The sequence below is a fragment of the Kordiimonas lipolytica genome (assembly GCF_042651265.1).
Lineage (GTDB): Bacteria > Pseudomonadota > Alphaproteobacteria > Sphingomonadales > Kordiimonadaceae > Kordiimonas > Kordiimonas lipolytica.
This window is the reverse complement of sequence record NZ_JBHSCR010000017.1, coordinates 40644-66857: the sequence shown is the minus strand read 5'-3', so window position 1 is coordinate 66857 and position 26214 is coordinate 40644. Positions and strand designations below refer to the sequence as shown.

Here is a 26214-nt window from a genome sequence, read left to right as displayed (position 1 = left end):
CATTTGAGATACTAATTGGCGAAAAATCAATATCAGAAATTGTGTTAGTCATTTATAAAGGTTGTATCGATTTTGCGAAGAAGGGGAGCATGATGCAAAATTTCAGGAAAAGCTTGGGGCTGGGCATGGGCGCACTGGCGCTTTTGGGGGCGTCCCTTGGTGCCAGCGTGGCAGATGACCACGGTAAAACCGCGAAACGCTATGAGGGGCTGAATGTCCCGGACCGGCTGGGGCAGCAGTTCCCGGATTTTGGTCGGATGCCGTCGCCCGGCGTGTATGATGGCCGTGTTTTCAGGCTGAGCCAGGACTATCCGCGCAAAAAGCCGAACATGAAGAAAGACAAGGCGATCCAGAAGATTTTGAAGATCGACTTCAAGGAAGACTGGTATGCCTATGCCATGGCGGTGCGCGATTATGTATTTGAAGGCAATGCCCACGCGAACGATATCGAAAACAGCTTCAATCTCGAAGATAACAAGGTCCGGAACTGGTATCACATTCCCTGGCAGCATTATGGCCCGAACGGCCGCGAAGGCTTCCATGGCCTGACAAAAGAGGGCCCGATCCTGAAGCAGATGCTGGCGCCTGAACAGGTAACGCCAAGCTATGCCTATGCCGTGGGTTTCTATAACGAGCCCGGTGGTTACACCATTGGGCAGGTGTGGCCGACACCCGCTTATCCCGACCTTTCCTACATGAAGGCGGGGAACGGCTTCCCCATTGGCACTGTCGTGGGGAAGGTGCTGTTTACAACGCTGGGCGCAGACGAAGTGCCTTATCTTGAAGATCCCGTCAGCTGGAATGCCTATATTTATAATGGCGATATCCCAGGCAATACGGGCAAACAGTGCAACCAGAACCAGCCTGAATGCCAATCCGTTACCACTGTTAACCTGATCCAGATGGATATTATGGTGCGCGACCCGCGGGCGGACGATACCGGCGGCTGGGTGTTCGGTACGTTTGTCTATAACGGCACGCTCGGCAACGACAATAAGTGGGATAATATGATCCCGGTTGGCATGATGTGGGGCAATGACCCGGACTACCGCATGAGCTCCAACAATGCGACGCCAACCAAAACCATCATCAATCCGGAACTGAAGGAAACCGTGATCAACCAGCGTATGGTGGACGGCAAACCAGAGCTGCCGCCAAGCCATCTTGGTTGGGGCGGGCGCCTGAACGGTCCGGTGGATAACCCCAATTCAAGCTGCATGTCGTGCCATTCCACGTCGCAGTATCCGACTGTGTCGGCGATCATGCCGTTCCTGAATGAACCGCCTGTATCCATCCCTGCGGTGGGCACCGAAGCGCCGGATGACTGGATGCTGTGGTTCCGCAACGTGCAGTGCACCACGCCGTTCAATCCGGGTGAAGCCGTTTCGCTTGATTACAGTCTTCAGCTGTCGCAGGGCATCAACAACTATATGACGGCGCTGACCAACAGGGAAGACGGGCTGTTTGCCTACGAATATTGGTACAGTAGCGACAACGCAGGCAACAAGCCGGGCGAAGACGATACGCCAAACGAGAAGAAGACCTATCCGGTTCTGCGCGGCGCGAACTGATACAGTCAGGCAATTCATTGCCAAAGGTGGGCGGGCCTCAAATTTGGGGCCCGTTTTCCATTGTGGGAGTGGTTTTGGGCCGTTTTTGCTATGTTGCGGCGGCATATACTGCTATTTCTTGGGTTCTGCTACGCAGAAATGTGGGGACTTCAGCTAGCAAGAGAGACACATGCTAATCAGAATTGGATCCAAGATCGGTGCTGCCCGTATGGCGGCTGGGTTTGGGGCGACACATGCTGTTCGCATTGGGCCAACAACAACAGGGGCGCTCAAATTTTGGCGCCTTCCGGCAGAAAACATTCTGCTTCTGGATATCGAAAGCAGTAAGCGCGTTGATCCCAGGCACATCTCGATGCTGCTTGATTTTGTCTATGCGTTACCGGCAGAGGCCCGGCTTTTCATTCACTGCGCATCGGGCATGACCCGGTCTGCGGCGGCGGCGATTATCGCAGCCTGCGCGCTGGAGCCGGACAAAAGCCCGGCAGAACATTTTGCCGCGATGCTGAAGGCTTGCCCTCGTATCGTGCCGCAGCGGCGGATGCTGGAAATTGCCGATGACTTGATTGGCCTTGAAGGCGCGCTCAAAAAAGCCGGTGATGAAGACTGGGACAGGCGGCTTGAAAGCCTGCCGCCGCTGGAGATTTCACCGACCGTAAAAAGAGCGGGGCCTGCCCCTTCTTCGCGTCCGTCCCGCCTTGCCGTACGGGTCAAGCGCTTCCTGCATTTGGCGATCCAGGCATCCTGACCGAGGCAAAGACCGGGTGGCCACTTGAGGGTGATATTTACGGCCGAGAACAGGGTGAAAACCGACCGTTTTTTGCGGGAACGGGAAATATTCACTTTTGGGCAAGGTCTTATGGTGCACAATATGGTCCTGAGGAACAGGTAACCAGGGGCATTCTTTGAAAGACGCCATCGCAATCATTGTCGGTCTCTTGCTGGTGGCTGTTGCCGGCACCTCAGTTGGTGCGGCATCCGGGGCTGATGAGCCGGTGCGCGCAGGGCGCACCTATACCAGCGGGCTGGGGCCAGTCTGGGAGGCCATTGTAGCGGAGGCGGGGATTGATGTGAGCTACGCTTCGCTGCCGCCCAAGCGCAAGCGCCGGTCCTTTGTTGACGGTTATCTTGTGCTTGATTGCTGCCATCCGAAAATCTATCGCGATACTCCAGAAGAGCGCGCCACCCATTTGTTTTCCGATCCCATCTATTACGCGCGTGCACATTATGTGTTCCGCAAGGGTGAAGTGGTACCTATCAACAAACCGGCAGATCTTGAGCCATACAGGGTTGCCGGTATTCGGGGGTTCGATTACCGCTGGCAGGATCATTTCGGTGTACGGCTGGACGGCAGGGATCACCGGGATGTGCTTAACCTGGTGACCAAGAACCGCGCGGATATCGGTATTATCACCGGCCTCCAGTACCGAATTGAGCAGGCAACCAATCCGCTGCCGCTTGAGCTTGGCGGCATCAGCGCGGAGGGCTATCTGCATGCCAGTGTTCATGTGTCGCGGCCTGACCTGTTGCCGCGCATCAATGCGGCTATCGCGGCCATGAAGGCGGATGAAAGATTGAACATGTTGCTCCTACTCAAGGGGCAAAACGAATGAGGCGCTGGTTTTCCGATCAAAGCCTTGTTCGTCTTTCGCTGGCATTTTGGCTGGGCGCCTTTGTGCCTGGTGTTGCCTGCGCAGCGGACGATGCTGTGCTGGCCAGCAGGCTGGAGGCCAGCGTGTTCCGGGATGTCTGGCACGCCATTCTTGAGGATTCGGGCATTGACGTGCAGCTTGTCGAAGTTGCCAACCATGAAGATCGCCGACGCAGTTTCGCATCCGGCCAGCTGCTGCTGGACTGCTGTTCGATAAAAGCGTGGCGCGACAGGCAAGAAGAGATATCGGTTCAGCTCTGGAGCCGGCCGATCTTCTATACCATCGATCATCTGGTACTGCAGGGCGGCAGGACTTATGACTTGCCGGACCCCATGAACCTGAAGGCATACCGTGTCGCAGTAGTGAGGGGGTTCAGTTACCAGCGCGAAGAACTGTTCGGGCCCAGGGTCGAGTATGAGACAATTAGCCAGGTGCTGGATGCGGTGGCAGCCGGGCAGGCCGATGTAACGATCGTAAACAGCCAGGAATTCAGGCGCCTTCAGAAAATGAAACGCAGGCCGCTGGTGTTGGGGCCGGAGCACTATGAACTTATCCTTCGGGCGCGCGTGCACAACAGCCGCCCGGATCTATTGGTGAAGATAGATGCTGCGATCGAACGCCTTCAGGCTTCGGGGCGGATTGCCGCGCTAACGGGCGCCCGGTTGCGGTCTGTAAATTAAGTCCAGAAATTGAGGCGGAAAAACTGGGGGTGAGAAATTAGGGAAGGGGACAGCAGTGTCAAAGCTTTCAAGGATGTCAGGCCTGAAATCGGGGCTCGGTGAAAGTCTCGCCCGGCGGTTCATAGCAGCGCTGGCTGTGATGGCTCTGCTTGCAGCGCCCGCGCTGGCGAGTGATCTTGTCAGGGCAGGCCAAAGCGATTCCATTGAGTTTGACAGGGTCTGGTCCGCAATTCTGGATGAAGCTGGGTTGGACGCTGAAATCGTCAGCGCCCCGCATGAGCGCAAGCGGGGGATGTTTGTTCGCGGTGACATTGTGCTCGATTGCTGTTCAATACCGGCTTGGCGCCAGCGCCCGGAGGAGAAGGCCAGCCAATTGTTCTCAGATGCCTTTTTCCGATCAACCGAACATTATGTATTCAGGCGCGGTCATGCGGTCGCACCGGTTGAGAATGCGTTGAAGCTCAGGTTCGTTCGGGTGAAGGGCTTCGTTTATGATCTTGAGGCACCATTTGGCACGGCTATTGAGGTCCATGACATTGAAGAAGTCCTGGACCATGTTGCGTCGGGTGAAGCCGATGTTGCTATCGTCAACCGGCAGGATTTTGAGCGCCGGATGCGCCTTAAACCTCGGCCGCTTGTGCTGGGACCTGTGCATACTGTTGCTGACCTGCGGGTGCGCGTTCACCGGTCCCGGGCAGATCTTCTGCCGCGCATCAACCGCGCCATTGCTGCACTGAAAGATGCTGGCCGAATTGAAGACATCCTGAAAGAAACGGATGTGGAAAAGGCGGGCAAAGGCGAATACGCGGGTGTCCTGATGGTGGGCCGCAGCGATACGATTGGCACTCAGCGCATGTGGCGGGAAATTCTGGCCGAAGCTGGTATCAAGGCCGTGTTCGTGAACGCACCCCAGGCGCGAAAGCGCCGCATGTTCGCAAGCGGCCGTGTCCTGTTGGACTGTTGCGCCGCCCCAATCTGGCGAATGCGCGACGAGGAAGTGGCAGTGCAAAGCTGGAGCGATGTTTTCTATATGTCGCGCGAGGTTTGGGTGTTCAGGAAAGGCGAAGCCGTGCCTGTGGCGACACCCGAGGACCGGTCACGGTTGCGGGTGGCCGCCGTGCAGGGATTTGATTTTCATGACCAGGAAAGCTTCGGGATTCGGGTGCCAGGGCAGGATATTGACGATACGCTGCGTCTCTTGGCGGCTGGACGGGCAGATGCGGCCATTCTTGGCTCGCTCGATTATGAGGTGCGTATCGGGAAAGACTCTGACGTTTTTGAGCGTGGCCCCGTGCGGGTGGAAGTGGGCTTGAGTGTTCGGGCGCATCGGAATGCAGCCCATCTGTTACCACGAATCAATGAGGCGATTGCGCGCCTGAAGGCAGAGGGGCGGATTGAGGAGATTGTCCAGGAAGTGGCTGCCGAGAGCCGCTCACCCTTCAAGAAATAGGTCTCGCAGCCGGCCCTGGCGGTCAGGCGTCAGGCCCAGGCGATCTACCAGATAGGCGTCTACCGACCCGAAAGCCTTGTCGATGCTTTTGTGTGCCGCGTCCAGAAACGCAGGCTCGACCCCCACAAGTGGGTGAACGTCAGCCGGATTGATGGTGCGGCCCGCTTTTTCCGAAAGGCGCTGTGCAATCACGGCGCTTGCTGCAGGCAGATCAACCGCGTCGTTGGTCATCAGGAAGTCTGCTGTGATGTCCGCTTCTGCTACTCCCAGTACCCGCATCAGAAGGGCGCCTGCGATGCCTGTGCGGTCTTTGCCTGCTGTGCAGTGAAACAGCACGCTGTCATTCGTCTCTCCCTCAACCAGGATGTCGAAGAAGCGCTTCAGCCCGTCCGCGTTCGCGACCGGGATGGTTTCAAACGCCAGAATGAACTGGTCCCGAAGCTCCTTCGCTGGGAAGGGGCTGGTGGACAGGCGTTCATACAGTTCCTGAACCCAGGCGGCAGCGTTTCCGCCAATGGGCGTGGCGTGGTAGGTGGGCGCCCAGCCGTCTGGCCAGCCCACCGGGTGGCGTTTCTTTTCGGCGTCAGACCGGAAATCCACAACGGTGGTGATGCCATAAGCCGGTGCAGCAGTTTCCCTGTTGCCGGTGAATTCAGCCCAGTGCCCTGACCGGTACAGCTTGCCCCAGCGCATGGTCCGTCCGTCCGCCCCTATGTAGCCGCCCATGTCGCGGAAATTCTTCACGCCGGGCATGGGGATGATACGGGAGGCTGCTGGCATCGGGTCGGTCCTTTACTGGTCGTGCGGCCCAGCTTTTGTCAATTCTGCAGAGAGTGTATTCAGCGGCTGGGCCTTCCCTTTGTTGAATAAGGCGAAGTGGCGCCCGGTCAAGCAAAAGGCCAATTTTATTGCCCACTAAAGAGCCTGATAAAGTTGCGTCGCATTCGCGTTTTTTCGGATAGGTGACAAAATACAATTCGCCTAAATTTATTATAAAAAATAAGGGTTTAATTTACAGGGGCGATGGAATAGGTACAACTTGCCTTTACTAGGCACGAGTTCGAGTATTCCCCAAAAAAAGCGAAAATAAATGCGCTTTCAAGACTTGGTCTGATGGCGCATCCTAAAAGGCAAGAATTGATGAAATTTACGAATGATAGGAAGCCCCTAAGCTCCTCTGCCGGTATAGCCCGTCGCATGTTCGCGGCTGGCCTGATGGCAACAACCGCCATGACGGCGACGGTATCGGTTCAAGCAACCGATGATGACAAGTTGGGCCAGATCCTGGCGCGCCTTGAGCGCCTGGAGCAGGAAAACGCAGCGCTGAAGCGTGAAGTGAATGCGCTGAAACAGGGCGGTGACGCTGCTGGCACGCAGGAAGTCGTGGTGGCCGACGCAAGTGAAAGAAAGTCTGCGTCCAAAGACGCCGGCGACATCCTTGACGTTGATGTGGTCAGCATCAACAGCAATCTGTCCTACAAGATGCTGGACCCAACAACCAACATCAACCGCAAGCAGGAGCTGCTTCTGGAAGCCCGCCGCTCTGGTGAGCTGGCTGACAACACGGTTACGCTTGGCGGCGCGGTAACGGCTATTGCTGATTATTGGCACAGCAACACCGAGAACAAATTCGGTTATCTGATGCGCCATCCAACACCAAACAACCAGCAGCAAAAAGACGTGAGCGAAGCTGTGATTCACAGCGCCCAGCTGAGCGTGACCGCCACACTCGGTGACTGGATCACCACCTACGCCGAAATGCTCTATGACCCAGAGCAAAGCTTCGGTGCCGGTACCATCACTGCCCTTGGCCGCAACCAGGTTCAGCTCCGCAAGGGGTATGTGATTGTCGGTAACCTTGAGAAGTCACCTGTTTATCTGACGCTCGGTAAAATGGCGACACCATTTGGCCTGACAGACACGGTGAACCCATTCACGGCTTCAACTGTGTGGCACGCGTTCGGCGGTCTCGCCTATGGTGCCAAGGTTACTTACGCTGACAATGGCCTGAACATGTCGTTCGAAGCAGTTCAGGGTGGCGCGCAGTTCCGCAGTGCGAATGTGCATAACAATGGCACAACTGTCCCAAGCAAGCTGAACAACTATGTGATTGATGCCAACTATACGCATGAATTCGGCACGGACGGTTTCGCCATGGTTGGTGGCTCCTACCAGCGCGGCACGGCTTACTGCCAGCCATTCCCTGTGGTGCATTTCACCGCCTGTAACGAGGTCAATCCAGCCTGGGCTGCCTATGGCCAGTTCAAGTCAGGTCCGTTCCTTGTGATGGGTGAATTTGCCAAAACCACGAAGGAATGGCCGGGCACCTTCAACCCAACCCCGCCACTGGACGTCTTTGCAGCAAGCAAGGTCACGAGCTTCGGCATCGGCGGCAAATATTCCTTTGCCATGAACGACAAGCCGACCGATCTGTCGCTGGAGTTCAGCAGCTTTATCTCTGGCCCGGAGGGTTCACCATGGAGGCGTCAGGACCAGTGGGTTCTTGGTCTGGCACATTTCCTGAGCCCAAGCATCAAGGGCTTTGCCGAACTGGTGCGCACCAACGGTTATGCGCCGCTTAACTTCATCAGCGGTGGCAACCAGGCACCGGGTACGACCCATAGTGATATCGATGCCAACAGCACTGGTATCATCATTGGTGTGAACGCCGCCTTCTAAGGCCGCGACCAAAAGACTGAAAAGGGGCCTGCCGATCCGTCGATGGGCCTTTTTTCTTGGCGGTGGGCCATGGTGGGATTTTGGCTTGAGGATTTTCCCTGCCGTGCTAGGGAAGAAGAAACACCATCCATTGGCTGGAGACACTTGTGGCCACAACCGAGACACCGCTGGAAGCCTATCGCCGCCTGGAGCGCGAGGGCGAGGTGCGCGCAGACGATGACCAGCTCAGGGTGCTGAAGCATTTCGAGCGGCTGTATCATGACCTTCTGGACTATCCGGAAGTGGCGGGGAAGGCCCGCAGCCTGTCGATCAAAAGCTGGCGACTTTCAACCCTGTTCAAATGGGGCAACAATGAAAAGGGCGTGCCGAAGGGGCTATATGTCTATGGCGGCGTGGGGCGCGGCAAGTCCATGCTGATGGACCTGTTTTACGAGCTGGCGCCGGTGAAGGCCAAGAAACGCGTGCACTTCCATGAATTCATGCTGGATATCCACGCGCGGCTGAAGGAATGGCGCGGTCTGTCGGCGAAGGAACGCGCGGCACGCGGTGGCCGCGCAACCGCCGATGACCCGATCCCGCCGGTGGCCCGGCAGATCGCCATGGAAGCCACGCTTCTGTGTTTTGACGAAATGCAGGTCACGGACATTGCTGACGCCATGGTGCTGGGGCGGCTTTATAAGGAGCTTTTGGAGCGCGGCGTGGTGATTGTGGCCACATCCAACCGCGTGCCGGATGACCTTTATAAGGGCGGCCTCAACAGGCAGCTGTTCCTGCCGTTCATTGAGATGATCAAAAACCAGTTCGATGTGGTGCCGCTGGATGGCCCGACCGACTACCGCTATGACCGGCTGAAGGGGGTGGCTACCTATTATACGCCGATCAATGACGAGACGACGGACCTGCTGTCGGAAGCCTTTTTCCGCCTGACCGACCGTGATGTCGAGAACCGTGACAAGGTACCGTCGGATGAGCTGACCGTTCAGGGCCGCAAGCTTTTCGTGCCCAAAGCCGCGCGCGGCGTGGCGGTGTTTTCCTTCAAGCGGCTGTGCGCCAACCCGCTTGGTTCAGCGGACTATCTGGCGATCGCGCGCGCCTACCATACGGTGATTATGGTGGCGATCCCGCAGATGGGCCCTGAAAACCGCAACGAAGCCAAGCGGTTCGTCACCTTCATCGACGCACTTTACGAGCACGGCGTGAAATTCCTGTGCTCCGCCGCCGTGCCGCCCGCGGACCTTTATGAAGCCGGGGACGGGCACTTTGAATTCGAGCGCACGGTCTCGCGCCTGATGGAAATGCAGTCAGAAGACTATTTGCATCGCGGCCACGGAAAAGTGGAATAGTAATAAAGTCTGCGCCTTCTACCGCTTCACCCACCCGAGGAAGCTGGTGCGGCGGTCGCCCGCAAACGGCGATACGACTGTTACCGCATGGGGCTGTGGCACCAGGAAGATATTCAGGCTGTTGAAGGTGGGTTTGAAGCCGCCAGTGATGTTTTCGTCCTCGTCATAGAACACCAGGTTGCCGCCCCAGTCGGCCTTCCAATCCTTGGTCATGGAAATCACATAGGCCGCGACCCTGTCGTCAGTGGCGTGGGTGTCGTCATGACGGGTCAGGAAGTTGCCCGCCACATACTGGCTGGCGAAGCTGTCGATATAACGCACTTTGGGCTCGCCCGTCAGCGTGCGCATGAACTCAAGAACTGGCTCAGAATTGACAAAGTCATGCATGAAATGCAGGGGATGGCCAGTTTCGCGGCCCTGTTGCACCGCTTCCGAAATATAATATTGCTGAAAGAAATACTGGAACCCCTCGCGTGCGCCTTTCTGTATCACGCGCCAGAATTGTTGCTGTTGTGCCGGGCTCAGGCCGGCGACCTCGGCCTGCGGCACTTCATAAAAGTTTTCGCCTTCATTATAGGCGGTAAACCAGGTGGGGTTCGCGCGCAGCAGGCCATAGAGCTTTTCCGCCACGTCGGCTGGGAAGAAGTTGGGCACCTGCAGGCGGCCTTCCTTTTGAAGGATTTCACCGAGAGCTGCCGGGTCGTGGCGCGCGTCGATTCTCACATCAACCATGGTCTTTATGTTCCAGTTTTGAATTCATCCCCACCCCTCCCATAGCGGGAGAAATTTCTATTGGCAATATGGTGCGCTCATTCGTCACAAACAGAGACTCGGGCGGCGGATATGCGCAAGAATATTAAAGATGTGTAAAAATAGGGTAGTAGCTATGACCAGAACGCATGGCTGCTCTATGAAAAAGGAACACCAACAGGACCAAAAACCCAATAATGTAACGATTCATAAAGATATAGTGTGGAAGGTATACCGTAAATGGCTTGTCTGAGCAGGGTAAACGCGCTAGTTACCTCCCAGAATATTCTTTGTTTTTCAGTAAGCGGTTACTCTTTAAGTGGCCCCCAAAAAAATTGGCTGGAGCATTCTCATGGCACGTAAAAAAATTGCATTGATCGGCAGCGGCCAGATCGGTGGTACCCTTGCACACCTCGCAGCGCTCAAGGAAATGGGCGATGTGGTTCTTTTCGATATCGCAGAAGGCCTGCCGCAGGGTAAAGCCCTCGACCTCGCCCAAAGCGCACCGGTTGAAGGTTATAATGCCTCCCTTAAGGGCGCGAACGATTATGCAGATATCGCAGGCGCAGATGTCGTTATTGTGACAGCCGGCGTCCCGCGTAAGCCTGGCATGAGCCGAGATGACCTTCTCGGCATCAACCTCAAGGTTATGAAATCAGTTGGTGAAGGCATCGGCAAATATGCGCCAGATGCCTTTGTTATTTGTATCACCAACCCGCTGGACGCCATGGTTTGGGCGCTGCAGAAATTCTCTGGTCTGCCAACCAACATGGTTTGCGGCATGGCTGGCGTGCTTGACAGCAGCCGTTTCCGCACCTTCCTGGCGGAAGAATTCAATGTTTCCGTACAAGACGTAACAGCGTTTGTGCTGGGCGGCCACGGTGACACCATGGTGCCGCTGACGCGTTATTCCGCAGTTGCCGGTATTCCGGTTCCGGACCTGATCAAAATGGGTTGGTCCACTCAGGAGAAAATCGACCAGATCGTTCAGCGCACCCGTGACGGCGGCGCGGAGATCGTTGGTCTTCTGAAAACCGGTTCTGCTTTCTACGCGCCTGCGACAAGCGCGATCGAGATGGCGGAAAGCTACCTAAAAGACAAGCGCCGCCTGCTGCCGGTTGCTGCATACCTGTCTGGCGAATATGGTCTTGACGGCATGTATGTTGGCGTACCGGTGCTGATCGGCGAGAATGGCGTGGAAAAAGTAGTGGAGATCGAACTGCAGGGCGAAGAGAAGTCCGGCTTCGATCATTCCGTAGATGCAGTGAAGGGTCTGATGGAAGCTTGCATCAATATCGACCCATCGCTCGGCTCATAAGCTGAAACTCTAGAAGCCCCCAAGGAGCTCTTGGACAGATGAATATCCATGAATATCAGGCGAAAGGCCTGCTGAAAAAATACGGCGCTCCCGTCCTTGAAGGCGGTGTAGCCTATACGGCGGCGGAAGCTGTCGACGCAGCGAAGAAGCTTGGCGGCCCGGTTTGGGTTGTGAAAGCGCAAATTCACGCTGGTGGCCGCGGTAAAGCGGGCGGCGTGAAGGTTGTCAAATCGCTCGACGATGTTGAAGCCGTTGCAAAAGACCTGATCGGCAAAACGCTCGTGACGCACCAGACCGGCCCAGAGGGCAAAGAGGTGAAGCGCGTTTATGTTGAAGACGGTTGCGCCATCAAAAGCGAATTCTACCTGTCCATGCTCCTTGACCGGGCTTCCGGCAAGCTTGCCATCATGGCATCGACCGAAGGCGGCATGGATATTGAGGAAGTGGCCGAAAGCACGCCAGAGAAGATCGTGACCATCACGATTGATCCGGCAACCGGCCTGCAGCCTTTCCACTGCCGCAAGGTGGCCTTTGGCCTGAACCTTGAAGGCGCAGCTGCGAAAGAATGCATGAAGGTTGTAAGCTCGCTTTACGCTGCCTATACCGACCTCGACGCATCGCTTCTCGAGGTGAACCCACTGGTTCTGACCGAAGACGACAAGATGATCGTCCTCGACGCCAAGATGTCCTTCGACGGTAACGCCCTGTTCCGCCACGCGGACGTGCGCGAACTTCGGGACGAATCGGAAGAAGATCCAAAAGAGATCGAAGCCTCCAAATACGACCTCAACTACATCAGCCTCGATGGTTCCATCGGCTGCATGGTGAACGGTGCTGGCCTTGCAATGGCCACCATGGACATCATCAAGCTGAAGGGCGGCGAGCCTGCCAACTTCCTGGACGTTGGTGGTGGCGCGACCAAAGAGCGTGTAACCGAAGCCTTCAAGATCATCCTGTCTGACGACAATGTGGAAGGCATCTTGGTCAACATCTTCGGCGGCATCATGCGCTGTGATGTGATCGCGGAAGGTGTTGTGGCGGCAGCCCGCGAAGTGGCGCTCAGCGTTCCGCTTGTGGTCCGTCTGGAAGGCACCAACGTAGAACTTGGCAAGCAGATCATGGCTGATAGTGGCCTGCCGATTATTTCTGCCGACGATTTGAATGACGCAGCCGAGAAGATTGTAAAAGCTGTGAAGGAGGCCGCGTAATGTCTGTACTCGTAGGTAAAGACACTAAAGTAATCTGTCAGGGCTTCACTGGTGCCCAGGGCACGTTCCACTCCGAGCAGGCTATTGCATACGGCACCAACATGGTTGGCGGTGTAACGCCGGGCAAAGGTGGCATGAAGCACCTGGACCTGCCAGTGTTCAACACAGTTGGTGATGCACGTGAAGCAACAGATGCCAACGCTTCTGTAATTTACGTGCCGCCTCCATTCGCGGCCGATTCGATCCTTGAAGCCATCGACGCTGAAATCGAACTGGTTATCTGTATCACTGAGGGTATTCCGGTTCTGGATATGGTTCGCGTCAAGCGCGCGCTCCGTAATTCCAAAACCCGCCTCGTTGGCCCGAACTGCCCAGGCGTGATCACGCCGGGCCAGTGCAAGATCGGCATTATGCCTGGTCACATTCACAAGCCAGGTAACGTGGGCATCGTATCCCGCTCTGGTACGCTGACGTATGAAGCGGTTGCGCAAACAACGGCTGCAGGCCTTGGCCAGTCCACCTGTATCGGTATTGGTGGTGACCCGGTTAACGGCACCAACTTCATCGATTGCCTGGACATGTTCCTGGGTGACGAAGACACGCACTCGATCATCATGATCGGTGAAATCGGTGGGTCGGCTGAAGAAGAAGCGGCTGAGTTCCTGAAGCAAAGCAAGGTGAAGAAGCCTGTTGCAGGCTTTATCGCTGGCCGTACGGCGCCTCCGGGTCGCACGATGGGCCACGCTGGCGCTATCGTTTCCGGTGGTCAGGGCGGTGCTGAAGACAAGATCGAAGCCATGAAGTCGGCTGGTATCGTTGTTTCCGACAGCCCGGCTGCGCTTGGTACAACGCTTCTGAAAGCAATCAACGGTTAACCGTTAAAGAAGGGGGCGCGGCCTCAAAGTGCCGCGCCAAATTGCCCATGGGTGCAGATATGGATCGCATCGCCGCCTTGGAAGGTGTCAGCCCACAGTTCGTGGAATCTCTCTACGAGCAATATACGGCTGACCCATCTTCCGTTGACGAAGGCTGGCAACAATATTTCGACGCATTGGAAGCCGGTGTCGGCAAATCCGGCCCAAGCTGGGCGCGGGCCGACTGGCCGCTTCGCCCTGACGACGACCTGACGACAGGCCTTGATGGCTCCGACATGTTCATCGAGGACGCCAGCAAGCCGGCGCCTGCAGGTGCCAAGCTTAGCCAGGAAGACATCCGGGCCGCGACGATTGACAGTATCCGCGCGCTGATGATGGTGCGCACCTACCGGGTGCGCGGCCATCTGATGGCCAATCTGGACCCGCTCGGGCTCGAAGAGCGGAAAGTTCACCCTGAACTGCAGCCGGAAACCTATGGTTTCGGCCCTTCCGACATGGACCGGCCGATCTTCATGGACGGCGTTCTGGGGCTGAACACTGCAACGGTGCGTGAAATCCTTGAAATCCTGAAGCGGACTTACTGTTCGAACCTGGGTGTCGAGTTCATGCATATCAACGACCCAGAAGAGAAGGCCTGGATCCAGCGCCAGATTGAGGGTCGTGACAAGGAAATCCAGTTCACCGACCGCGGCAAGATCGCGATCCTGAACAAGCTTATCGAAGCGGTTCAGTTCGAACGCTTCCTGGGCAAGAAATATACCGGTACCAAGCGCTTCGGCCTTGATGGTGGTGAGGCCATGGTGCCCGCCCTTGAAGCCGTGATGAAAACCGGTGGCCAGTTTGGTCTTGATGAAATCGTGATCGGCATGCCGCACCGCGGCCGCCTGAACGTGCTTGCGAACGTGATGGCGAAGCCTTACCGCGCCATTTTCAACGAATTCCATGGCGGGTCCTTCAAGCCTGATGACGTGCAGGGTTCCGGTGACGTGAAATATCACCTGGGCACCAGCGCCGACCGTGAATTCGACGGCAACAAGGTTCACCTGTCGCTGAACGCGAACCCATCGCACCTTGAAGCTGTGAACCCTGTTGTGATTGGTAAAACCCGTGCCAAGCAGGAGCAGAAGAAAGATACCAAGCGTGAGACCACGCTGTCGCTGCTGCTGCATGGTGACGCGGCCTTTGCAGGCCAAGGTATCGTGGCGGAATGCTTCGGCATGTCCGGCCTTCGCGGCTACAACACGGGCGGCACAGTCCACTTCATTGTGAACAACCAGATCGGTTTTACCACCAGCCCGCAGTTTGCGCGCTCGAGCCCATATCCATCGGACGTGGCCAAGATGGTGCAGGCCCCGATCTTCCACGTGAATGGTGACGACCCCGAAGCGGTAACCTACGCCGCCAAGATCGCAACCGAATTCCGCCAGACTTTCAAGCGCGACGTGGTGATCGACATGATCTGCTACCGCCGCTTTGGTCACAACGAATCGGATGAACCGGCCTTTACGCAGCCTCTGATGTATGCGGCGATCAAAAACCACCCAAGTGTGGTGAAGATTTATGCTGACCGTCTTGTTGCTGAGGGCGTGATCACGGCTGAGAAATTCGAGCAGATGGAAAATGAATTCATCAGCTATCTTGAGGATGAATTCGAAGCTGCCAAGGAATACCGCGTTAACAAGGCCGACTGGTTCGAAGGTAAATGGGAAGGCCTTGGCCTTGCCGACAAGGACCATGAGAAACGCCGTGCTGAAACCGGTGTGTCTGAGATCATGCTGCGCGAAGTGGGCGAGCAGATCACCAGCTATCCTGAGAAGTTCAACATTCACCGCACCCTCAAGCGAGTGCTTGATGCCAAGCACAAGATGTTTGAAGACGGTCAGGGCTTTGACTGGGCGACGGCAGAGGCGCTGGCGTTCGGCACGCTCCTGCGCGAAGGCTACGGTGTGCGCCTTTCCGGCCAGGACTGCGGTCGCGGCACCTTCAGCCAGCGTCATGCTGTGTTCGTGGACCAGAAAACCGAAGACCGTTACATCCCGCTTCAGGATATCAACCCGGACGCCAACTTCACCGTGCTGGACAGTCACCTGTCCGAGTTCGGCGTGATGGGCTTCGAATATGGATATTCGATGGCAGAGCCAAACAGCCTGACCCTTTGGGAAGGCCAGTTCGGTGACTTTGCGAACGGCGCCCAGATCATTATCGACCAGTTTATCTGTTCGGCGGAAGCCAAGTGGCTTCGGATGTCCGGCCTCGTGCTTCTGCTGCCGCACGGCTATGAAGGCCAGGGGCCTGAGCACTCTTCCGCACGGCTGGAGCGTTATCTGCAGCTGTCTGCTGAAGACAACTGGCAAGTTGCCAACTGTACGACGCCGGCGAACTACTTCCACATTCTGCGCCGTCAGATGCACCGTCCGTTCCGCAAGCCTTTGGTGATGATGACGCCGAAGTCGCTTCTGCGGCACAAACGCTGTGTGTCAAAGTTGGAAGACTTTGGCCCAGGGTCACAGTTCCACCGTGTTCTGTGGGATGATGCGCAAGATGCGAACAGCGGTTCAATCAAGCTGAAGTCGGACGACAAGATCAAGCGGGTCGTGCTGTGTTCGGGCAAGGTTTACTATGACCTGCTGGACGAGCGTGACAAGCGCGAGCAGGACGACACCTACCTGATGCGCGTCGAGCAGCTGTATCCATTCCCGGCCAAGGCAATCGCCAAGGAAATGAAACGCTTCAAGAATGTCGAAAGCATCGTCTGGTGTCAGGAAGAGCCCCGCAATATGGGTAGCTGGTCCTATATCCACGAGCTTCTCGAGGAATTGTTCACTGAAATCAAACTGCCCGTGACGCGCCCGGTTTATGCCGGTCGCACGGCGAGCGCTGCAACCGCAACTGGCCTTGCATCCAAGCATGCGGCCGAGCAGGAAGCGCTCATCGATCAGGCACTCACGGTTTAATCAGGGTAGGAGCCCCGAAACATGGCAATCGAAGATATTGTTATCCCACAAATGGGTGAATCGGTCGCGGAAGGCACGATCGGTACCTGGCTGAAGAAAGTCGGCGACGCTGTCGCGGCGGATGAGCCAATTGTGGAAGTTGAAACCGACAAGGTGGCGATGGAAGTGCCTAGCCCTGTGGCTGGCGTGCTGGTTGAAATCGTGGCCGAAGAAGGCCAGGACGTGGAAATCGGCGCCCTGATCGCGAAAGTGGACACGGAAGGCAAGGCAACAGGCGGTTCGGCAGAGAGCAAGCCTGCCGCGAAAGCTGAAGCCGCTCCGGCCCCGGCTGAGAAGAAGGCGGAAGCTGCTCCGGCACCTGCCCCGGCCGCAGCGCCAGCATCCAGCGCCCCGGCGAAGGATCTGATGCCGATGTCGCCAGCTGTGCGCCGCATCGTGCAGGACTATAACCTGGACCCATCCTCGATCGAGGGCACGGGCAAGGACGGCCGCCTGACGAAGGGCGATGTGATGAGCGCGATCGAAGCCGGTACGGCTCGCACGCTTGACGTTCAGCCTGCTTCTGCGGCTGCGGCGCCTGCTGGTCCCCGGGAAGAACGCGTGAAGATGACGCGTCTTCGGAAGAAGATCGCCGAGCGTCTCAAGGACGCCCAGAATACCGCTGCGATGCTGACCACTTATAACGAAGTGGACATGTCTGCAGTGATGGCGGCACGCAACAAATACAAAGACCTGTTCGCCCGCAAGCACAATATCAAGCTTGGTTTCATGAGCTTCTTTACCAAGGCCTGCTGCCTTGCGCTCAAGGAAATTCCGGCTGTGAACGCACAGATCGACGGCGATGAAATCGTCTATCATAATTTTGCCAATGTGGGCGTGGCTGTAAGCTCGCCGAACGGTCTTGTTGTGCCGGTTCTGAAGGACGCGCAGGACATGTCCTTTGCGGACACCGAGCTGGCGATCGCAAACTTCGGCAAGAAGGCGCGCGACGGCAAGCTCACGATCGACGACATGCAGGGCGGTACCTTCACTATTTCCAACGGTGGTATCTTTGGCTCGCTGATGTCCAGCCCGATCCTGAACGCGCCGCAGTCCGGTATTCTGGGCATGCACAAGATTCAAGAGCGCCCGGTTGTTGAGAACGGCCAAGTGGTGATCCGCCCGATGATGTATCTGGCGCTGTCCTATGACCACCGCATCATTGACGGTCGCGAGGCTGTAACCTTCCTGGTGCGTGTGAAGGAAGCGCTTGAAGATCCAACCCGCCTCCTGCTGGACATGTAGGCCTGACGGGTTTGTGACGAGTTACATGGGTGGGGTGATGGTCCCACCCATCTTTTTGACAAGAGGGACATAAAATGTCTGACGCATTTGACGTTGTAATCATTGGTGCTGGCCCCGGCGGTTATGTTGCCGCGATCCGTGCGGCACAGCTTGGGCTCAAGACAGCTTGCGTGGAAAAGCGCGAAACGCTGGGCGGCACCTGCCTGAATGTGGGCTGCATGCCTTCCAAGGCGCTGCTCCATAGCTCGCACCTGTATCATGAAGCAGGCCACGACTTTGAAGCCTTTGGTCTTTCCGTGAAGGGCCTGGATTTCGACATCAAGAAGGTGATGGAGTCCAAGGACAAAATCGTTGAAGGCCTTACGGGCGGCATTGAGTTCCTGTTCAAGAAGAACAAGGTTGAATGGATCAAGGGTACTGGCCACTTCAAATCCAAGGATACGCTGACGGTTGACCTTAATGACGGCGGCAAGCGCGAAGTTAAGGCAAAGAATTTCGTCATCGCGACGGGTTCTGATGTTGCCAGCCTGCCGGGTATTGAAATCGACGAAGACAAGATTGTGTCCTCCACGGGTGCGCTCAGCCTGCCGAAAGTGCCGAAGCATCTGGTGGTGATCGGCGGCGGTGTGATTGGGCTTGAGCTTGGCTCTGTGTGGAAACGCTTCGGCTCTGACGTAACGGTTGTCGAGTTCATGGATCAGGTGCTGCCGGGCATGGATATGGAAGTTCGCAAGACCTTCGGCCGCAGCTTGAAGAAGCAGGGCATGACCCTGAACCTGTCGTCCAAGGTGACTTCGGTTGAGAAAACCAAGAAGGGCGTTACGGTAACCTTCGAGCCCGTCAAGGGTGGTGATGCCAAAACGATCGAAGCCGATGTGGTGCTGGTTTCCGTTGGCCGCCGGCCATACACCAGCGGCCTGGGCCTTGAGGCCATCGGCGTTGAGATGGATGATCGCTCGCGCATCAAAACAGGCCATGATTTCTCCACCAACGTACCGGGCATCTGGGCGATCGGCGATGTGATCGAAGGCCCGATGCTGGCGCACAAGGCGGAAGACGAAGGCGTTGCCGTTGCTGAAAACATCGCGGGCCTGAACGGCTATGTGAACCATGATGTGATTCCGGGCGTGGTCTATACCTTCCCTGAAGTTGCCGCAGTGGGCAAAACCGAGGAAGAGCTGAAGGAAGCGGGCGTGGCCTACAATGCCGGCAAGTTCCCCTTCACGGCAAACAGCCGCGCGAAAGCCAACCTGCAAACGGAAGGCTTTGTGAAAATCCTGGCTGACAAGGAAACGGACCGGGTGCTGGGCGTGCATATCATTGGCGCTGACGCAGGCAATATGATCGCACAAGCGGCAACCGCGATGGAATTTGGGGCATCAGCTGAGGATATCGCGCTGACGTGCCACGCGCACCCAACGGAGACGGAAGCCATGAAAGAAGCCGCGCTGGCGGTTCATGGGCGCCCGATCCATATGTAAGATATATCGCTTTCAAGCGATGGAAGAGCCCGGCTTTTGCCGGGCTTTTTTGTTGTTACTACATGATTATTATAATTATTAAAATTTTAACCAAAATTTGACGAGGTAGCCTTTTGCGCGCTATTTGATTCACTTCAAACAATTTAAGTAAAATTAAAGTCATCAGGCGTTTTGACTTCAGGCATGATCAACTGAACTTGGGGGTCCAGGTCATGCAGACTAAAAAGATTGATTACAGCAAGCTTAACGCGCTTATCGCCATGTCCAACAGCCAGCTTGGGCGCACGGTGTGGCACTTCCTGCGAGAAGAGGGTATTGGCTCCTGCATGATGGTGACGTCGGCAAGAGATGCTGTCGCCCGCATGCAGAACAATCGCTTCAATCTTTTCTTTGTCGATTACGATCTGCCGGATTTTGGCGGTGTCGATTTCGTGAAATTCCTGCGCCTGTGTGACGGCCAGCTTGCTGAAGCCTTCGCTGTGATGGTTATCCCGTCACCGGACAAGGAAAAGGTGATGGCTGCGCGTGATGGCGGCTGCCATGAGATCCTGGGCCTGCCGCTCACCGCCAAATTGCTGACGACGCGCCTCAATCATATGATCGGGAATCCAAAGCCTTTCATTCGGGCCCAAACCTATATCGGCCCATGCCGCAGGCGTGAGGTGGTCCAGATTTATCATGGGGCGGAACGGCGACAGAGTCGGGGTAGGGCCGAACACGTCTAATGTTGGCCAAATATTCTACGAATGTTGAGTAATCGCCAGAATAAAAGTTAATTTTCTATTCAAAATAACGGAAAGAAAACCTATGCGTTTTCTAGGCCAATATTTTGTTTCATTTTTTTGACTGTTTTAAAATATTTTCCTATGACTTTAGTTGGGGTAGGGCTTTGCCATGGGGAGGCAGGCCCTTTAGGTACGCGCCGGGGGGCGCATGTTGGGGAGAAACTGTCTTGAGGGGTGTTTCCGGTATTGATTACCGGGCCATGAAGGTGCTCGTGGCCCTGTCTAACAAACAATTGGGTGAGACGATCAGGCACTATCTTAAGGATAGTGGGGTTGGTCAGGTGCAGCTTGTGGACAGCCTGAAAGAGGCTTTGCACCGGATGCAGGCTTTCCAGTTTACGCACTTTTTCCTGGATTTCGATTTTGGTGATCACGGCGGGTCGGATTTCGCCAAATTCATCCGCATGTGTGACGGACAGGTATCAGAGGCGCCGATTGTGATGATCATGCCGTCGCCCAGCAAAGACAAGGTCTTTGCCGCACGGGACGCGGGCGTGAATGAAATTCTGGGGTTGCCACTGACGGCCAAGCAGATGGACGCCAGGCTGCAGCATCTTGGGGCACATCCCAAACCGTTCGTGCGGGCCACTACCTATATTGGTCCGTGTCGCCGCCGCGAGGCGATGCAGGTCTATCATGGCAAGGAACGCCGCAAGACCATGCACAAGGCCCACCAGCTGCCTAAAGGTCAAGGCCAGCGAGCCTACGCGCATAAGGTAGCCTAGGCGCGTTCAACGCGGCACTGGTAGCAATTATATTGTGACGTCCGTACGTGCAGATAGGCCACGTTTGGGTCCGTCAGCATCTCCGCGCACTGTGCTTCAAGTTCATCCACAGGGATATGGCGCGCAGCCTGATACTGAATGCGGTTGTTCGACCCGTAGCCGCGCACCAGCACCGTGTTCCAGCGCTGGAACATTTTGGGGAAGCCAGCGTATTCATCATAGCGACCGCAGTCGCGACCATGCAGGAAGATGGGACCCAGCTCGGCATAGGGCTGAAGCTCTTCGAACGGGCGGTAGGCCAGCACCAGCTTTTCGGCACCCGCTTCAATTGTCTCAAGGCAGTGGCGGCATGGGTTGCCAGGGCCGGTGGAGATGTCTCTCTCAGGCATACGTCCGTTGGCGTCTAGCGCTCCGCGCTGATAGGCTCGGGCATCAACGGTTGGCATGGCGATGATTTTCAGCATTGTCATTTTATTTCTCCACTTTGATTTGGGTGAGCACAAGGGTTTGCACCCCGCAGGTGCATTGTTCCGCTTGGCAAGTCTTCAGGATGTCGTCAGAGGGCCAGTAGCGCCCCTTCGTGCTTGAGGAGCCATTCCTTGCGCTCAAGCCCGCCCGCATAGCCGGTGAGCGAGCCGTCCGCGCCAATCACCCTGTGGCAGGGATGGATGAGCGCCACTGGGTTACGCCCGTTGGCCCGGCCGACTGCACGGGGGCTGGAGCCAAGCTCTTTCGCCATGGCGCCGTAACTTGTGGTGTTACCCGCCGGAATATCCCTGAGGGCCTCCCACACGCGCTGCTCATAGGGTGTGCCAAGCGGTTTACTCTTGAGGCGGTTGAGCGCATCGCGGTCGCCGCCGAAATAGGCGTCAAAGGCCTGTGTGATGGCGTTTGGCACTTTCGCTTCCACAGGTGTCTCGCCAGGAAAGTACGTTTCCAGTTGTCGCGTCACGCGGGCTTCGCGGTCGGCAAATTCGCAGATCATGATGGTGTCGCCCTTCAGCACCAGCGTGATGGCACCAAGGGGGCTATTCAGGGTTGCTGTCGTTAGCATTCTTATCTCTCCATTCTGTGGGAGTTACGCCGTATGTACCTTTGAAGGCATCATTGAAGCGCCTCAGGCTGCCAAAGCCTGACGCATAGGCCACATCCGGGATGCTGGCTTCGGGTTCCTTCAGCAGGGTGACCGCAAGGCCCAGCCGGTTTTCCTGTTTCACTTCCATCGGGCTTTTGCCCAGATGCTGATTGAACAGCCGCCTCAGGTGGCGGTCGGTAACACCAAGCCGGTCTGCCAAATCCGCCAGGCTATCGGGGCCTTCGCCCTGCGCCAGCAGCCTCAGCGCGCGGCTGATGGTGGCTTTGGTGCCCTGCCACGCCGGGCTGCCGGGGCGGGCCTCCGGGCGGCAGCGCTTGCAAGGGCGGAAGCCGGCCATGGCGGCAGTTTCGCTGTCGGTAAAATACAGGACATTTTCCGGCTTCGGTTTTGGTGCAGGGCAGATGGGCCTGCAATAGATGCCGGTTGATGTGACGCCGAAAAACAGCTTGCCATCAAACCGGGCATCCCGGTTCAAGAGCACATCGTAAAGAATATGTCGGTCCTGTTCTGTCATGGGGACAGTCTAGCGGAAGCCGGCACCTATGGCTCGCCATTTTCGGACCTGGAGATAAAGTGGGTTTAAAACTCTGCCATCAGGTTGCTGGTGGCAAAGAGGGTCAGGCCCATAAGGATGAATGGCAATAATGCCATCTTCGGGCGCCCGCCCTGGCGCAAGGTGCGGAAGAACTGCAGTGCTGTACGGGCGCTCAGGACGGCAGTGGCTGCGCCGCAGGCGGAAAGGACAAAGACAAGGTTTTCCTTGTCTTCAAGCGCAGGCCAGAAGCGCAAGGCAACAACGACAAGCATGACACCCAGAACCGACATGGAGACATATAGGGCCATCAGTGCCCAGCCGCGAAAACGATCGATATCTTTATCCTGCATAAGTCCTCAGGGTCATTCTTGAAGCAACTGGCCGCATTAGCGGCGGCGGAAGGCCTTATCATACACATCCTTGAGGCGCGCGCTATCCACTTCCGTGTAAACTTGCGTTGCCTTCAGGTCTGCGTGGCCCAGTAGTTCCTGGATTGTGCGCAGGTCACCGCCGCGCGACAGAAGATGGGTGGCGAAGCTGTGCCGAAGCGCATGTGGCGTGGCGCTTTCAGGCAGGCCCAGCGCAATCCGCACCTTCTGCATCGCGGCCTGGATGGTGCGCGGGTTCAGCCGCTTGCCGCGCTTGCCTACAAAAAGCGGCCCGTCGTTTGTGATCGGGAAGGGGCATTCTGCCTTATAGGCGCGAATGGCTTCGCGCACGGCGGGCAAAACGGGCACAATGCGTTCCTTGTTGCGTTTGCCCATCACCCGCATGGTGTCGCCCGTGGGGATATCCGCGCCGTTCAGTGAAAGCGCTTCCGTGATCCTGAGGCCACAGCCATACAGAAGGGTGACCACAGCCATGTTGCGGGCCGCGATCCAGGGTTCGTCCTCGAACTCGCCCACTGTTTCCATCACCGATTTTGCTGCTTCTTCCGTCAGTGGGCGCGGTACCCTGTGCGGCAGTTTAGGGCCCTGTACCGCCTTGATGGCGTCATTTTCAATGCCTTCCGTTCGGGCAAGAAACCGGTAGAAGTTGCGAACGGAGGATAGTGAGCGTGCAACCGACCGGGCAGAAAGGTTATCACCCCTGAGCGACGCCAGGAAGGCGCGGAAGTCCCGTACTTCAAGGCCTGCCAGCGTGCGCAGGCCGACAGTGCCGCCTTTATAATCCACCAGGAAGCTGATGAAGTCGCCAAAGTCGCTGCCGTAGGCCGTCAGCGTATGTTTTGAGACGCGTTTTTCAGAAGTGAGATATTCAAGCCAGCGGTTCACCAGCACGGCGGCCTCGTCCGTCAGGCCAGATAGCTCCGCTGTACTTGAGCCCGCCATCAGGCCCCCGGATAGCGCAGGCGCCCCAGAAAGCTGCTGAGGGTTGGTGCGTTTTCACACGCTTTGCGCATCTGGAATTTGGCTTTTTCAATGGCCATGACATTCTCAATGCGACGATCAAGAAAAGCCCAGGTGTCTGCGCAGTCTTCCGATTCGTCATTGAGCCAGTAAAGCAGCACGGAACTATAGACCGCCGCGAGCGTTGCGCGCTTGGTGTACCAGTTGTGGTCTGTGCTGGTGTCGCCCGCCGCACGCCACATCACGTCGCAGGTGCGCCACAGCGCCTTGGAGGCCAGTGCCATATGCTGCGGCAGCGCGAGGGTCGCGAGCCCGCGTTTGATAACTTCCCGCTCGCTCATATTGAGCTCCAGCCGGGTGCGGACGGCAACAGTGATGCGGTCACGGATTTTCATGGAGGCCAGGTCACGCTCGGCCAGGGCAGCGGCCAGAACACGGTCAGCGTCTTCAAGATGCAGTTCAAGCGCCTCAATGGCGCCGCGCGGGAAGGCAAGCTCCGCCATTTCCCGGCTTACGCCCACATCCTCAGCAGCGTTGGCGAGTGCCTTTTCGGTCCAGCCATCAAACGCTACATGGTCCGTCATCGCTTCCATCAGGGGAAGGCGAAGCTCCTCAGGGGTACGGTCATCTTTTGGTTTCTCAGCCATGGTCTGTCTCGTGCATCACTTCATTTGTGCCTGGGGTTTTCTAACATGGAAAGCCCGGGCAGGCGAGGGACATAGTGCCGCAATTTTGCCTTTGGCGCCCAAGTTTGCTATAGTCCGGTCATGTACTGACCTTTTGACGGGCTCTAAGCCAGCGCCCGCAAAGGCTTCTGTTGTGGAAATAACTTGTGTGGAACCCAGGGTTTTGCTATATCACGCGCGCCCTGCGGTGTGACCCCGATGTCCCACACCGTAAATTATGGCTATAGAAAGGAAGGTGTAACCCATGGAGGTTACCGTTCGGGATAATAATGTGGACCAGGCTCTGCGTGCTCTGAAGAAAAAACTTCAGCGCGAAGGTGTCTACCGCGAAATGAAAATGCGTCGGTTCTACGAAAAGCCATCTGAGAAGAAGGCTCGTGAACAGGCTGCTGCCGTTCGCCGTGCTCGTAAACTTGAGCGCAAGCGCCTTGAGCGTGACGGTCTGGTAATGAAGCACCGCTAAGCTTAGCGGGGTTTTCAGACCCACAAAGATCAAACCTCTTAGAGCCATGCTTTAAGAGGTTTTTCTTTTGCCTCCCCAAACCTTTTCGCCGGTGAAATAAGGCTTCCAGAGCGCAATCGATACCGGCACGGTGATGTTCAGCAGGAAGGCGGTCGCCATCAGGGTGAAGAAGGCTTCTGTTGTCAGGATGCTGTGCTGGATATAGGCGATGTCCATCACCACAAACGCCAGTTCGGCGCGCCCCAGCATGCCAAAGCCGATCATCACGCTTTCCACCCAGCTGAAGCTGCCGGTATAGCGCGCGGCAAGCCCGGCTGAGGCGATCTGGATAACAAAAAGCCCAATGGTCATGGCCAGGATTTCAGGGATCAGCGAAAAGACCATGTCAAAATCGAAAATGATCTGGGTTCCAAGGCTGACGAAAAAGATTGGGCCGATCCAGGAAAAGGCGATATCGTCCACCGTTTCCTTGGTGCGGTCAAACCGGTTGCCGCCGTCTGGGTCCAGCAGGAAATATTCCTCCCTCAGGACAAGGCCTGCCATATAGGCGCCAACAGCGGGATGAAAGCCCAGTTCATGGGCAATGATCCCGACAACCAGCGCCAGCGTAAGCATCACGAGCGTCAGATGTTCCCTGAGGACCACCAGGAGGTGCCTGAGGCCAAAGTGCCTCAGAAGCGGCATGCGCCCAGCAAGGCCCGAAAGCGGATGGGGGAATATCCACGCCCCCAGGATAAGCACCCCGACAAAAAACAGCACCGCTTTCCCCAGCACGATCGCAATTTCATGAAGGTTCGCGGGGGCATCACCCGTGGCGACAGGCACCATGATGGCAACAAGCGCAAGCGAGGCGATGTCATCCAGCACGGCTGACGTCATGATGCCGGTCGCGGCGCGGGATGTGTGAAGGCCTTCGCTCTTGAGCGATACCATCGTCAGCGACACAGCGGTTGCGGTCATGGCCAGGCCGCACATCAGCGATATGTGATAGTCCTGCCAGAAATAGTCGGCGACTGCGTAGGCAACAATAAAGGGCCCGATTGCCCCAAACAGGGCGATACCCCAACTGCGCTTCATGCTGCCAAGGAAGTTATCGGTCTTTTCCTCAAAGCCGATGGCAAACATGATGACAATGATGCCCATCTCGGCGAAGCCGCGAATGAAGGGCGGGATTTCCTTGGGCAGAAAGCCGGTGTTAACCAGCAGCGCACCAACGAACAGGAAAAACAGGACAGGCGTGAGCTTGGTTTTTCTGGCCGCATAAACCGCAAAGAATACGCCGCCCCACATGATCGCAAGATAAACGAGTGGATCCATAAGTGCGCCCCTCCCT

Annotated in this window: 25 protein-coding genes; 16 read left to right on the top strand and 9 right to left on the bottom strand. The window is 56.6% G+C overall.

The features are described 5' to 3' along the window. The first annotated feature begins 89 nt into the window (after positions 1-89). From ACFO5Q_RS16065 to ACFO5Q_RS16045, 5 genes are all read left to right on the top strand, one after another. The gene (locus tag ACFO5Q_RS16065) at positions 90-1571 is read left to right on the top strand and encodes a hypothetical protein (RefSeq protein ID WP_156431924.1); all 1482 of its coding nucleotides are present in this window, start codon (positions 90-92) and stop codon (positions 1569-1571) included. Between the two features lie 169 nt (positions 1572-1740). Beyond that, positions 1741-2316, top strand: coding sequence for a hypothetical protein (locus tag ACFO5Q_RS16060; RefSeq protein WP_068146307.1), 576 nt, complete (start codon positions 1741-1743; stop codon positions 2314-2316). Between the two features lie 157 nt (positions 2317-2473). Continuing rightward, positions 2474-3181: a substrate-binding periplasmic protein gene (locus tag ACFO5Q_RS16055; protein ID WP_068146305.1), complete on the top strand. Its 708-nt coding sequence runs from the start codon at positions 2474-2476 to the stop codon at positions 3179-3181. After that, on the top strand, positions 3178-3900 hold the full coding sequence (locus tag ACFO5Q_RS16050) for a type 2 periplasmic-binding domain-containing protein (RefSeq protein WP_068146302.1): 723 nt from the start codon (positions 3178-3180) through the stop codon (positions 3898-3900). Before ACFO5Q_RS16055 ends, ACFO5Q_RS16050 begins: the two co-directional genes overlap by 4 nt. A 55-nt stretch (positions 3901-3955) precedes the next feature. Beyond that, positions 3956-5350 carry a substrate-binding periplasmic protein gene (locus ACFO5Q_RS16045; protein ID WP_156431923.1) on the top strand — a complete coding sequence of 465 codons (1395 nt, stop codon included), beginning with the start codon at positions 3956-3958 and terminating at the stop codon, positions 5348-5350. Here the strand turns inward: ACFO5Q_RS16045 and ACFO5Q_RS16040 are convergent. Then, positions 5333-6130 (bottom strand): tyrosine-protein phosphatase, encoded by a 798-nt coding sequence (locus tag ACFO5Q_RS16040; RefSeq protein WP_068146295.1) that lies wholly within the window; start codon positions 6128-6130, stop codon positions 5333-5335. The genes ACFO5Q_RS16045 and ACFO5Q_RS16040 overlap by 18 nt on opposite strands. A 360-nt stretch (positions 6131-6490) precedes the next feature. Between ACFO5Q_RS16040 and ACFO5Q_RS16035 the strand changes: the two genes are divergently transcribed. Beyond that, positions 6491-8029: a hypothetical protein gene (locus tag ACFO5Q_RS16035; protein WP_156431922.1), complete on the top strand. Its 1539-nt coding sequence runs from the start codon at positions 6491-6493 to the stop codon at positions 8027-8029. A 146-nt stretch (positions 8030-8175) separates the two neighbouring features. Further along, the gene (gene zapE, locus ACFO5Q_RS16030) at positions 8176-9372 is read left to right on the top strand and encodes a cell division protein ZapE (RefSeq protein ID WP_197421000.1); all 1197 of its coding nucleotides are present in this window, start codon (positions 8176-8178) and stop codon (positions 9370-9372) included. A gap of 18 nt (positions 9373-9390) precedes the next feature. Here zapE and ACFO5Q_RS16025 read toward each other — a convergent pair whose 3' ends face one another. Next, on the bottom strand, positions 9391-10104 hold the full coding sequence (locus ACFO5Q_RS16025; RefSeq protein WP_068146291.1) for a 2OG-Fe(II) oxygenase: 714 nt from the start codon (positions 10102-10104) through the stop codon (positions 9391-9393). A gap of 370 nt (positions 10105-10474) precedes the next feature. Between ACFO5Q_RS16025 and mdh the strand changes: the two genes are divergently transcribed. From mdh to ACFO5Q_RS15985, 8 genes are all read left to right on the top strand, one after another. Then, a complete protein-coding gene (mdh, locus tag ACFO5Q_RS16020; RefSeq protein WP_068146288.1) occupies positions 10475-11440 on the top strand; it encodes a malate dehydrogenase in 966 nt (321 codons plus the stop codon). A gap of 38 nt (positions 11441-11478) precedes the next feature. Further along, positions 11479-12648, top strand: coding sequence for an ADP-forming succinate--CoA ligase subunit beta (gene sucC, locus ACFO5Q_RS16015; RefSeq protein WP_068146286.1), 1170 nt, complete (start codon positions 11479-11481; stop codon positions 12646-12648). Beyond that, a complete protein-coding gene (gene sucD, locus ACFO5Q_RS16010) occupies positions 12648-13523 on the top strand; it encodes a succinate--CoA ligase subunit alpha (protein ID WP_068146282.1) in 876 nt (291 codons plus the stop codon). The genes sucC and sucD overlap by 1 nt, the downstream gene beginning before the upstream one ends. Positions 13524-13582: 59 nt before the next feature. Next, on the top strand, positions 13583-16477 hold the full coding sequence (locus ACFO5Q_RS16005) for a 2-oxoglutarate dehydrogenase E1 component (RefSeq protein WP_380084417.1): 2895 nt from the start codon (positions 13583-13585) through the stop codon (positions 16475-16477). A 21-nt stretch (positions 16478-16498) separates the two neighbouring features. After that, a complete protein-coding gene (gene odhB / locus ACFO5Q_RS16000) occupies positions 16499-17761 on the top strand; it encodes a 2-oxoglutarate dehydrogenase complex dihydrolipoyllysine-residue succinyltransferase (protein WP_068146275.1) in 1263 nt (420 codons plus the stop codon). A 74-nt stretch (positions 17762-17835) separates the two neighbouring features. Then, complete coding sequence (lpdA, locus tag ACFO5Q_RS15995; protein WP_068146272.1) at positions 17836-19242, top strand: dihydrolipoyl dehydrogenase; 1407 nt, start codon at positions 17836-17838, stop codon at positions 19240-19242. A gap of 212 nt (positions 19243-19454) precedes the next feature. After that, positions 19455-19967 carry a response regulator gene (locus tag ACFO5Q_RS15990; RefSeq protein ID WP_068146268.1) on the top strand — a complete coding sequence of 171 codons (513 nt, stop codon included), beginning with the start codon at positions 19455-19457 and terminating at the stop codon, positions 19965-19967. Between the two features lie 227 nt (positions 19968-20194). Next, positions 20195-20752 (top strand): response regulator, encoded by a 558-nt coding sequence (locus ACFO5Q_RS15985; protein WP_068146265.1) that lies wholly within the window; start codon positions 20195-20197, stop codon positions 20750-20752. On the opposite strand, the gene ACFO5Q_RS15980 is transcribed toward ACFO5Q_RS15985, so the two are convergent. The 6 genes from ACFO5Q_RS15980 to ACFO5Q_RS15955 all read right to left on the bottom strand — a co-directional run bounded on the left by ACFO5Q_RS15980 (position 20749) and on the right by ACFO5Q_RS15955 (position 24379). Then, a complete protein-coding gene (locus ACFO5Q_RS15980; RefSeq protein ID WP_068146262.1) occupies positions 20749-21222 on the bottom strand; it encodes a DUF1203 domain-containing protein in 474 nt (157 codons plus the stop codon). The genes ACFO5Q_RS15985 and ACFO5Q_RS15980 overlap by 4 nt on opposite strands. 86 nt (positions 21223-21308) lie before the next feature. After that, positions 21309-21806: a methylated-DNA--[protein]-cysteine S-methyltransferase gene (locus ACFO5Q_RS15975; RefSeq protein WP_068146260.1), complete on the bottom strand. Its 498-nt coding sequence runs from the start codon at positions 21804-21806 to the stop codon at positions 21309-21311. Beyond that, positions 21781-22362 (bottom strand): bifunctional transcriptional activator/DNA repair enzyme AdaA, encoded by a 582-nt coding sequence (locus tag ACFO5Q_RS15970; protein ID WP_068146255.1) that lies wholly within the window; start codon positions 22360-22362, stop codon positions 21781-21783. The genes ACFO5Q_RS15975 and ACFO5Q_RS15970 overlap by 26 nt, the downstream gene beginning before the upstream one ends. Positions 22363-22427: 65 nt before the next feature. Beyond that, positions 22428-22733 (bottom strand): hypothetical protein, encoded by a 306-nt coding sequence (locus tag ACFO5Q_RS15965; RefSeq protein WP_068146252.1) that lies wholly within the window; start codon positions 22731-22733, stop codon positions 22428-22430. A 36-nt stretch (positions 22734-22769) separates the two neighbouring features. Further along, entirely contained in the window at positions 22770-23714 is a 945-nt protein-coding gene (locus tag ACFO5Q_RS15960; RefSeq protein ID WP_068146247.1) for a tyrosine recombinase XerC, read from the bottom strand. Continuing rightward, on the bottom strand, positions 23714-24379 hold the full coding sequence (locus ACFO5Q_RS15955) for a COQ9 family protein (protein ID WP_068146245.1): 666 nt from the start codon (positions 24377-24379) through the stop codon (positions 23714-23716). The genes ACFO5Q_RS15960 and ACFO5Q_RS15955 overlap by 1 nt, the downstream gene beginning before the upstream one ends. Positions 24380-24662: 283 nt before the next feature. Here ACFO5Q_RS15955 and rpsU point away from each other — a divergent pair, with 283 nt between their 5' ends. Beyond that, complete coding sequence (gene rpsU, locus ACFO5Q_RS15950) at positions 24663-24881, top strand: 30S ribosomal protein S21 (protein WP_068146241.1); 219 nt, start codon at positions 24663-24665, stop codon at positions 24879-24881. 51 nt (positions 24882-24932) lie between these two features. Here the strand turns inward: rpsU and ACFO5Q_RS15945 are convergent, their stop codons facing one another. After that, positions 24933-26198 (bottom strand): cation:proton antiporter, encoded by a 1266-nt coding sequence (locus ACFO5Q_RS15945; RefSeq protein ID WP_082719799.1) that lies wholly within the window; start codon positions 26196-26198, stop codon positions 24933-24935. Between the last annotated feature and the right edge of the window lie 16 nt (positions 26199-26214).

What these genes read in the sequence shown, in the direction of transcription:
- ACFO5Q_RS16050 (WP_068146302.1), top strand. Translation starts at nt 3,178, where the DNA reads ATGAGGCGCTGGTTTTCCGATCAAAGCCTTGTTCGTCTTTCGCTGGCA.
- ACFO5Q_RS15990 (WP_068146268.1), top strand. Translation starts at nt 19,455, where the DNA reads ATGCAGACTAAAAAGATTGATTACAGCAAGCTTAACGCGCTTATCGCC.
- rpsU (WP_068146241.1), top strand. Translation starts at nt 24,663, where the DNA reads ATGGAGGTTACCGTTCGGGATAATAATGTGGACCAGGCTCTGCGTGCT.
- ACFO5Q_RS15960 (WP_068146247.1), bottom strand. Translation starts at nt 23,714, where the DNA reads ATGGCGGGCTCAAGTACAGCGGAGCTATCTGGCCTGACGGACGAGGCC.
- ACFO5Q_RS15980 (WP_068146262.1), bottom strand. Translation starts at nt 21,222, where the DNA reads ATGACAATGCTGAAAATCATCGCCATGCCAACCGTTGATGCCCGAGCC.
- ACFO5Q_RS16035 (WP_156431922.1), top strand. Translation starts at nt 6,491, where the DNA reads ATGAAATTTACGAATGATAGGAAGCCCCTAAGCTCCTCTGCCGGTATA.
- ACFO5Q_RS15945 (WP_082719799.1), bottom strand. Translation starts at nt 26,198, where the DNA reads ATGGATCCACTCGTTTATCTTGCGATCATGTGGGGCGGCGTATTCTTT.
- ACFO5Q_RS15970 (WP_068146255.1), bottom strand. Translation starts at nt 22,362, where the DNA reads ATGACAGAACAGGACCGACATATTCTTTACGATGTGCTCTTGAACCGG.
- sucD (WP_068146282.1), top strand. Translation starts at nt 12,648, where the DNA reads ATGTCTGTACTCGTAGGTAAAGACACTAAAGTAATCTGTCAGGGCTTC.
- ACFO5Q_RS16025 (WP_068146291.1), bottom strand. Translation starts at nt 10,104, where the DNA reads ATGGTTGATGTGAGAATCGACGCGCGCCACGACCCGGCAGCTCTCGGT.
- ACFO5Q_RS16040 (WP_068146295.1), bottom strand. Translation starts at nt 6,130, where the DNA reads ATGCCAGCAGCCTCCCGTATCATCCCCATGCCCGGCGTGAAGAATTTC.
- mdh (WP_068146288.1), top strand. Translation starts at nt 10,475, where the DNA reads ATGGCACGTAAAAAAATTGCATTGATCGGCAGCGGCCAGATCGGTGGT.
- ACFO5Q_RS16065 (WP_156431924.1), top strand. Translation starts at nt 90, where the DNA reads ATGATGCAAAATTTCAGGAAAAGCTTGGGGCTGGGCATGGGCGCACTG.
- ACFO5Q_RS15975 (WP_068146260.1), bottom strand. Translation starts at nt 21,806, where the DNA reads ATGCTAACGACAGCAACCCTGAATAGCCCCCTTGGTGCCATCACGCTG.
- sucC (WP_068146286.1), top strand. Translation starts at nt 11,479, where the DNA reads ATGAATATCCATGAATATCAGGCGAAAGGCCTGCTGAAAAAATACGGC.
- ACFO5Q_RS16060 (WP_068146307.1), top strand. Translation starts at nt 1,741, where the DNA reads ATGCTAATCAGAATTGGATCCAAGATCGGTGCTGCCCGTATGGCGGCT.
- ACFO5Q_RS16005 (WP_380084417.1), top strand. Translation starts at nt 13,583, where the DNA reads ATGGATCGCATCGCCGCCTTGGAAGGTGTCAGCCCACAGTTCGTGGAA.
- ACFO5Q_RS15965 (WP_068146252.1), bottom strand. Translation starts at nt 22,733, where the DNA reads ATGCAGGATAAAGATATCGATCGTTTTCGCGGCTGGGCACTGATGGCC.
- ACFO5Q_RS15955 (WP_068146245.1), bottom strand. Translation starts at nt 24,379, where the DNA reads ATGGCTGAGAAACCAAAAGATGACCGTACCCCTGAGGAGCTTCGCCTT.
- lpdA (WP_068146272.1), top strand. Translation starts at nt 17,836, where the DNA reads ATGTCTGACGCATTTGACGTTGTAATCATTGGTGCTGGCCCCGGCGGT.
- odhB (WP_068146275.1), top strand. Translation starts at nt 16,499, where the DNA reads ATGGCAATCGAAGATATTGTTATCCCACAAATGGGTGAATCGGTCGCG.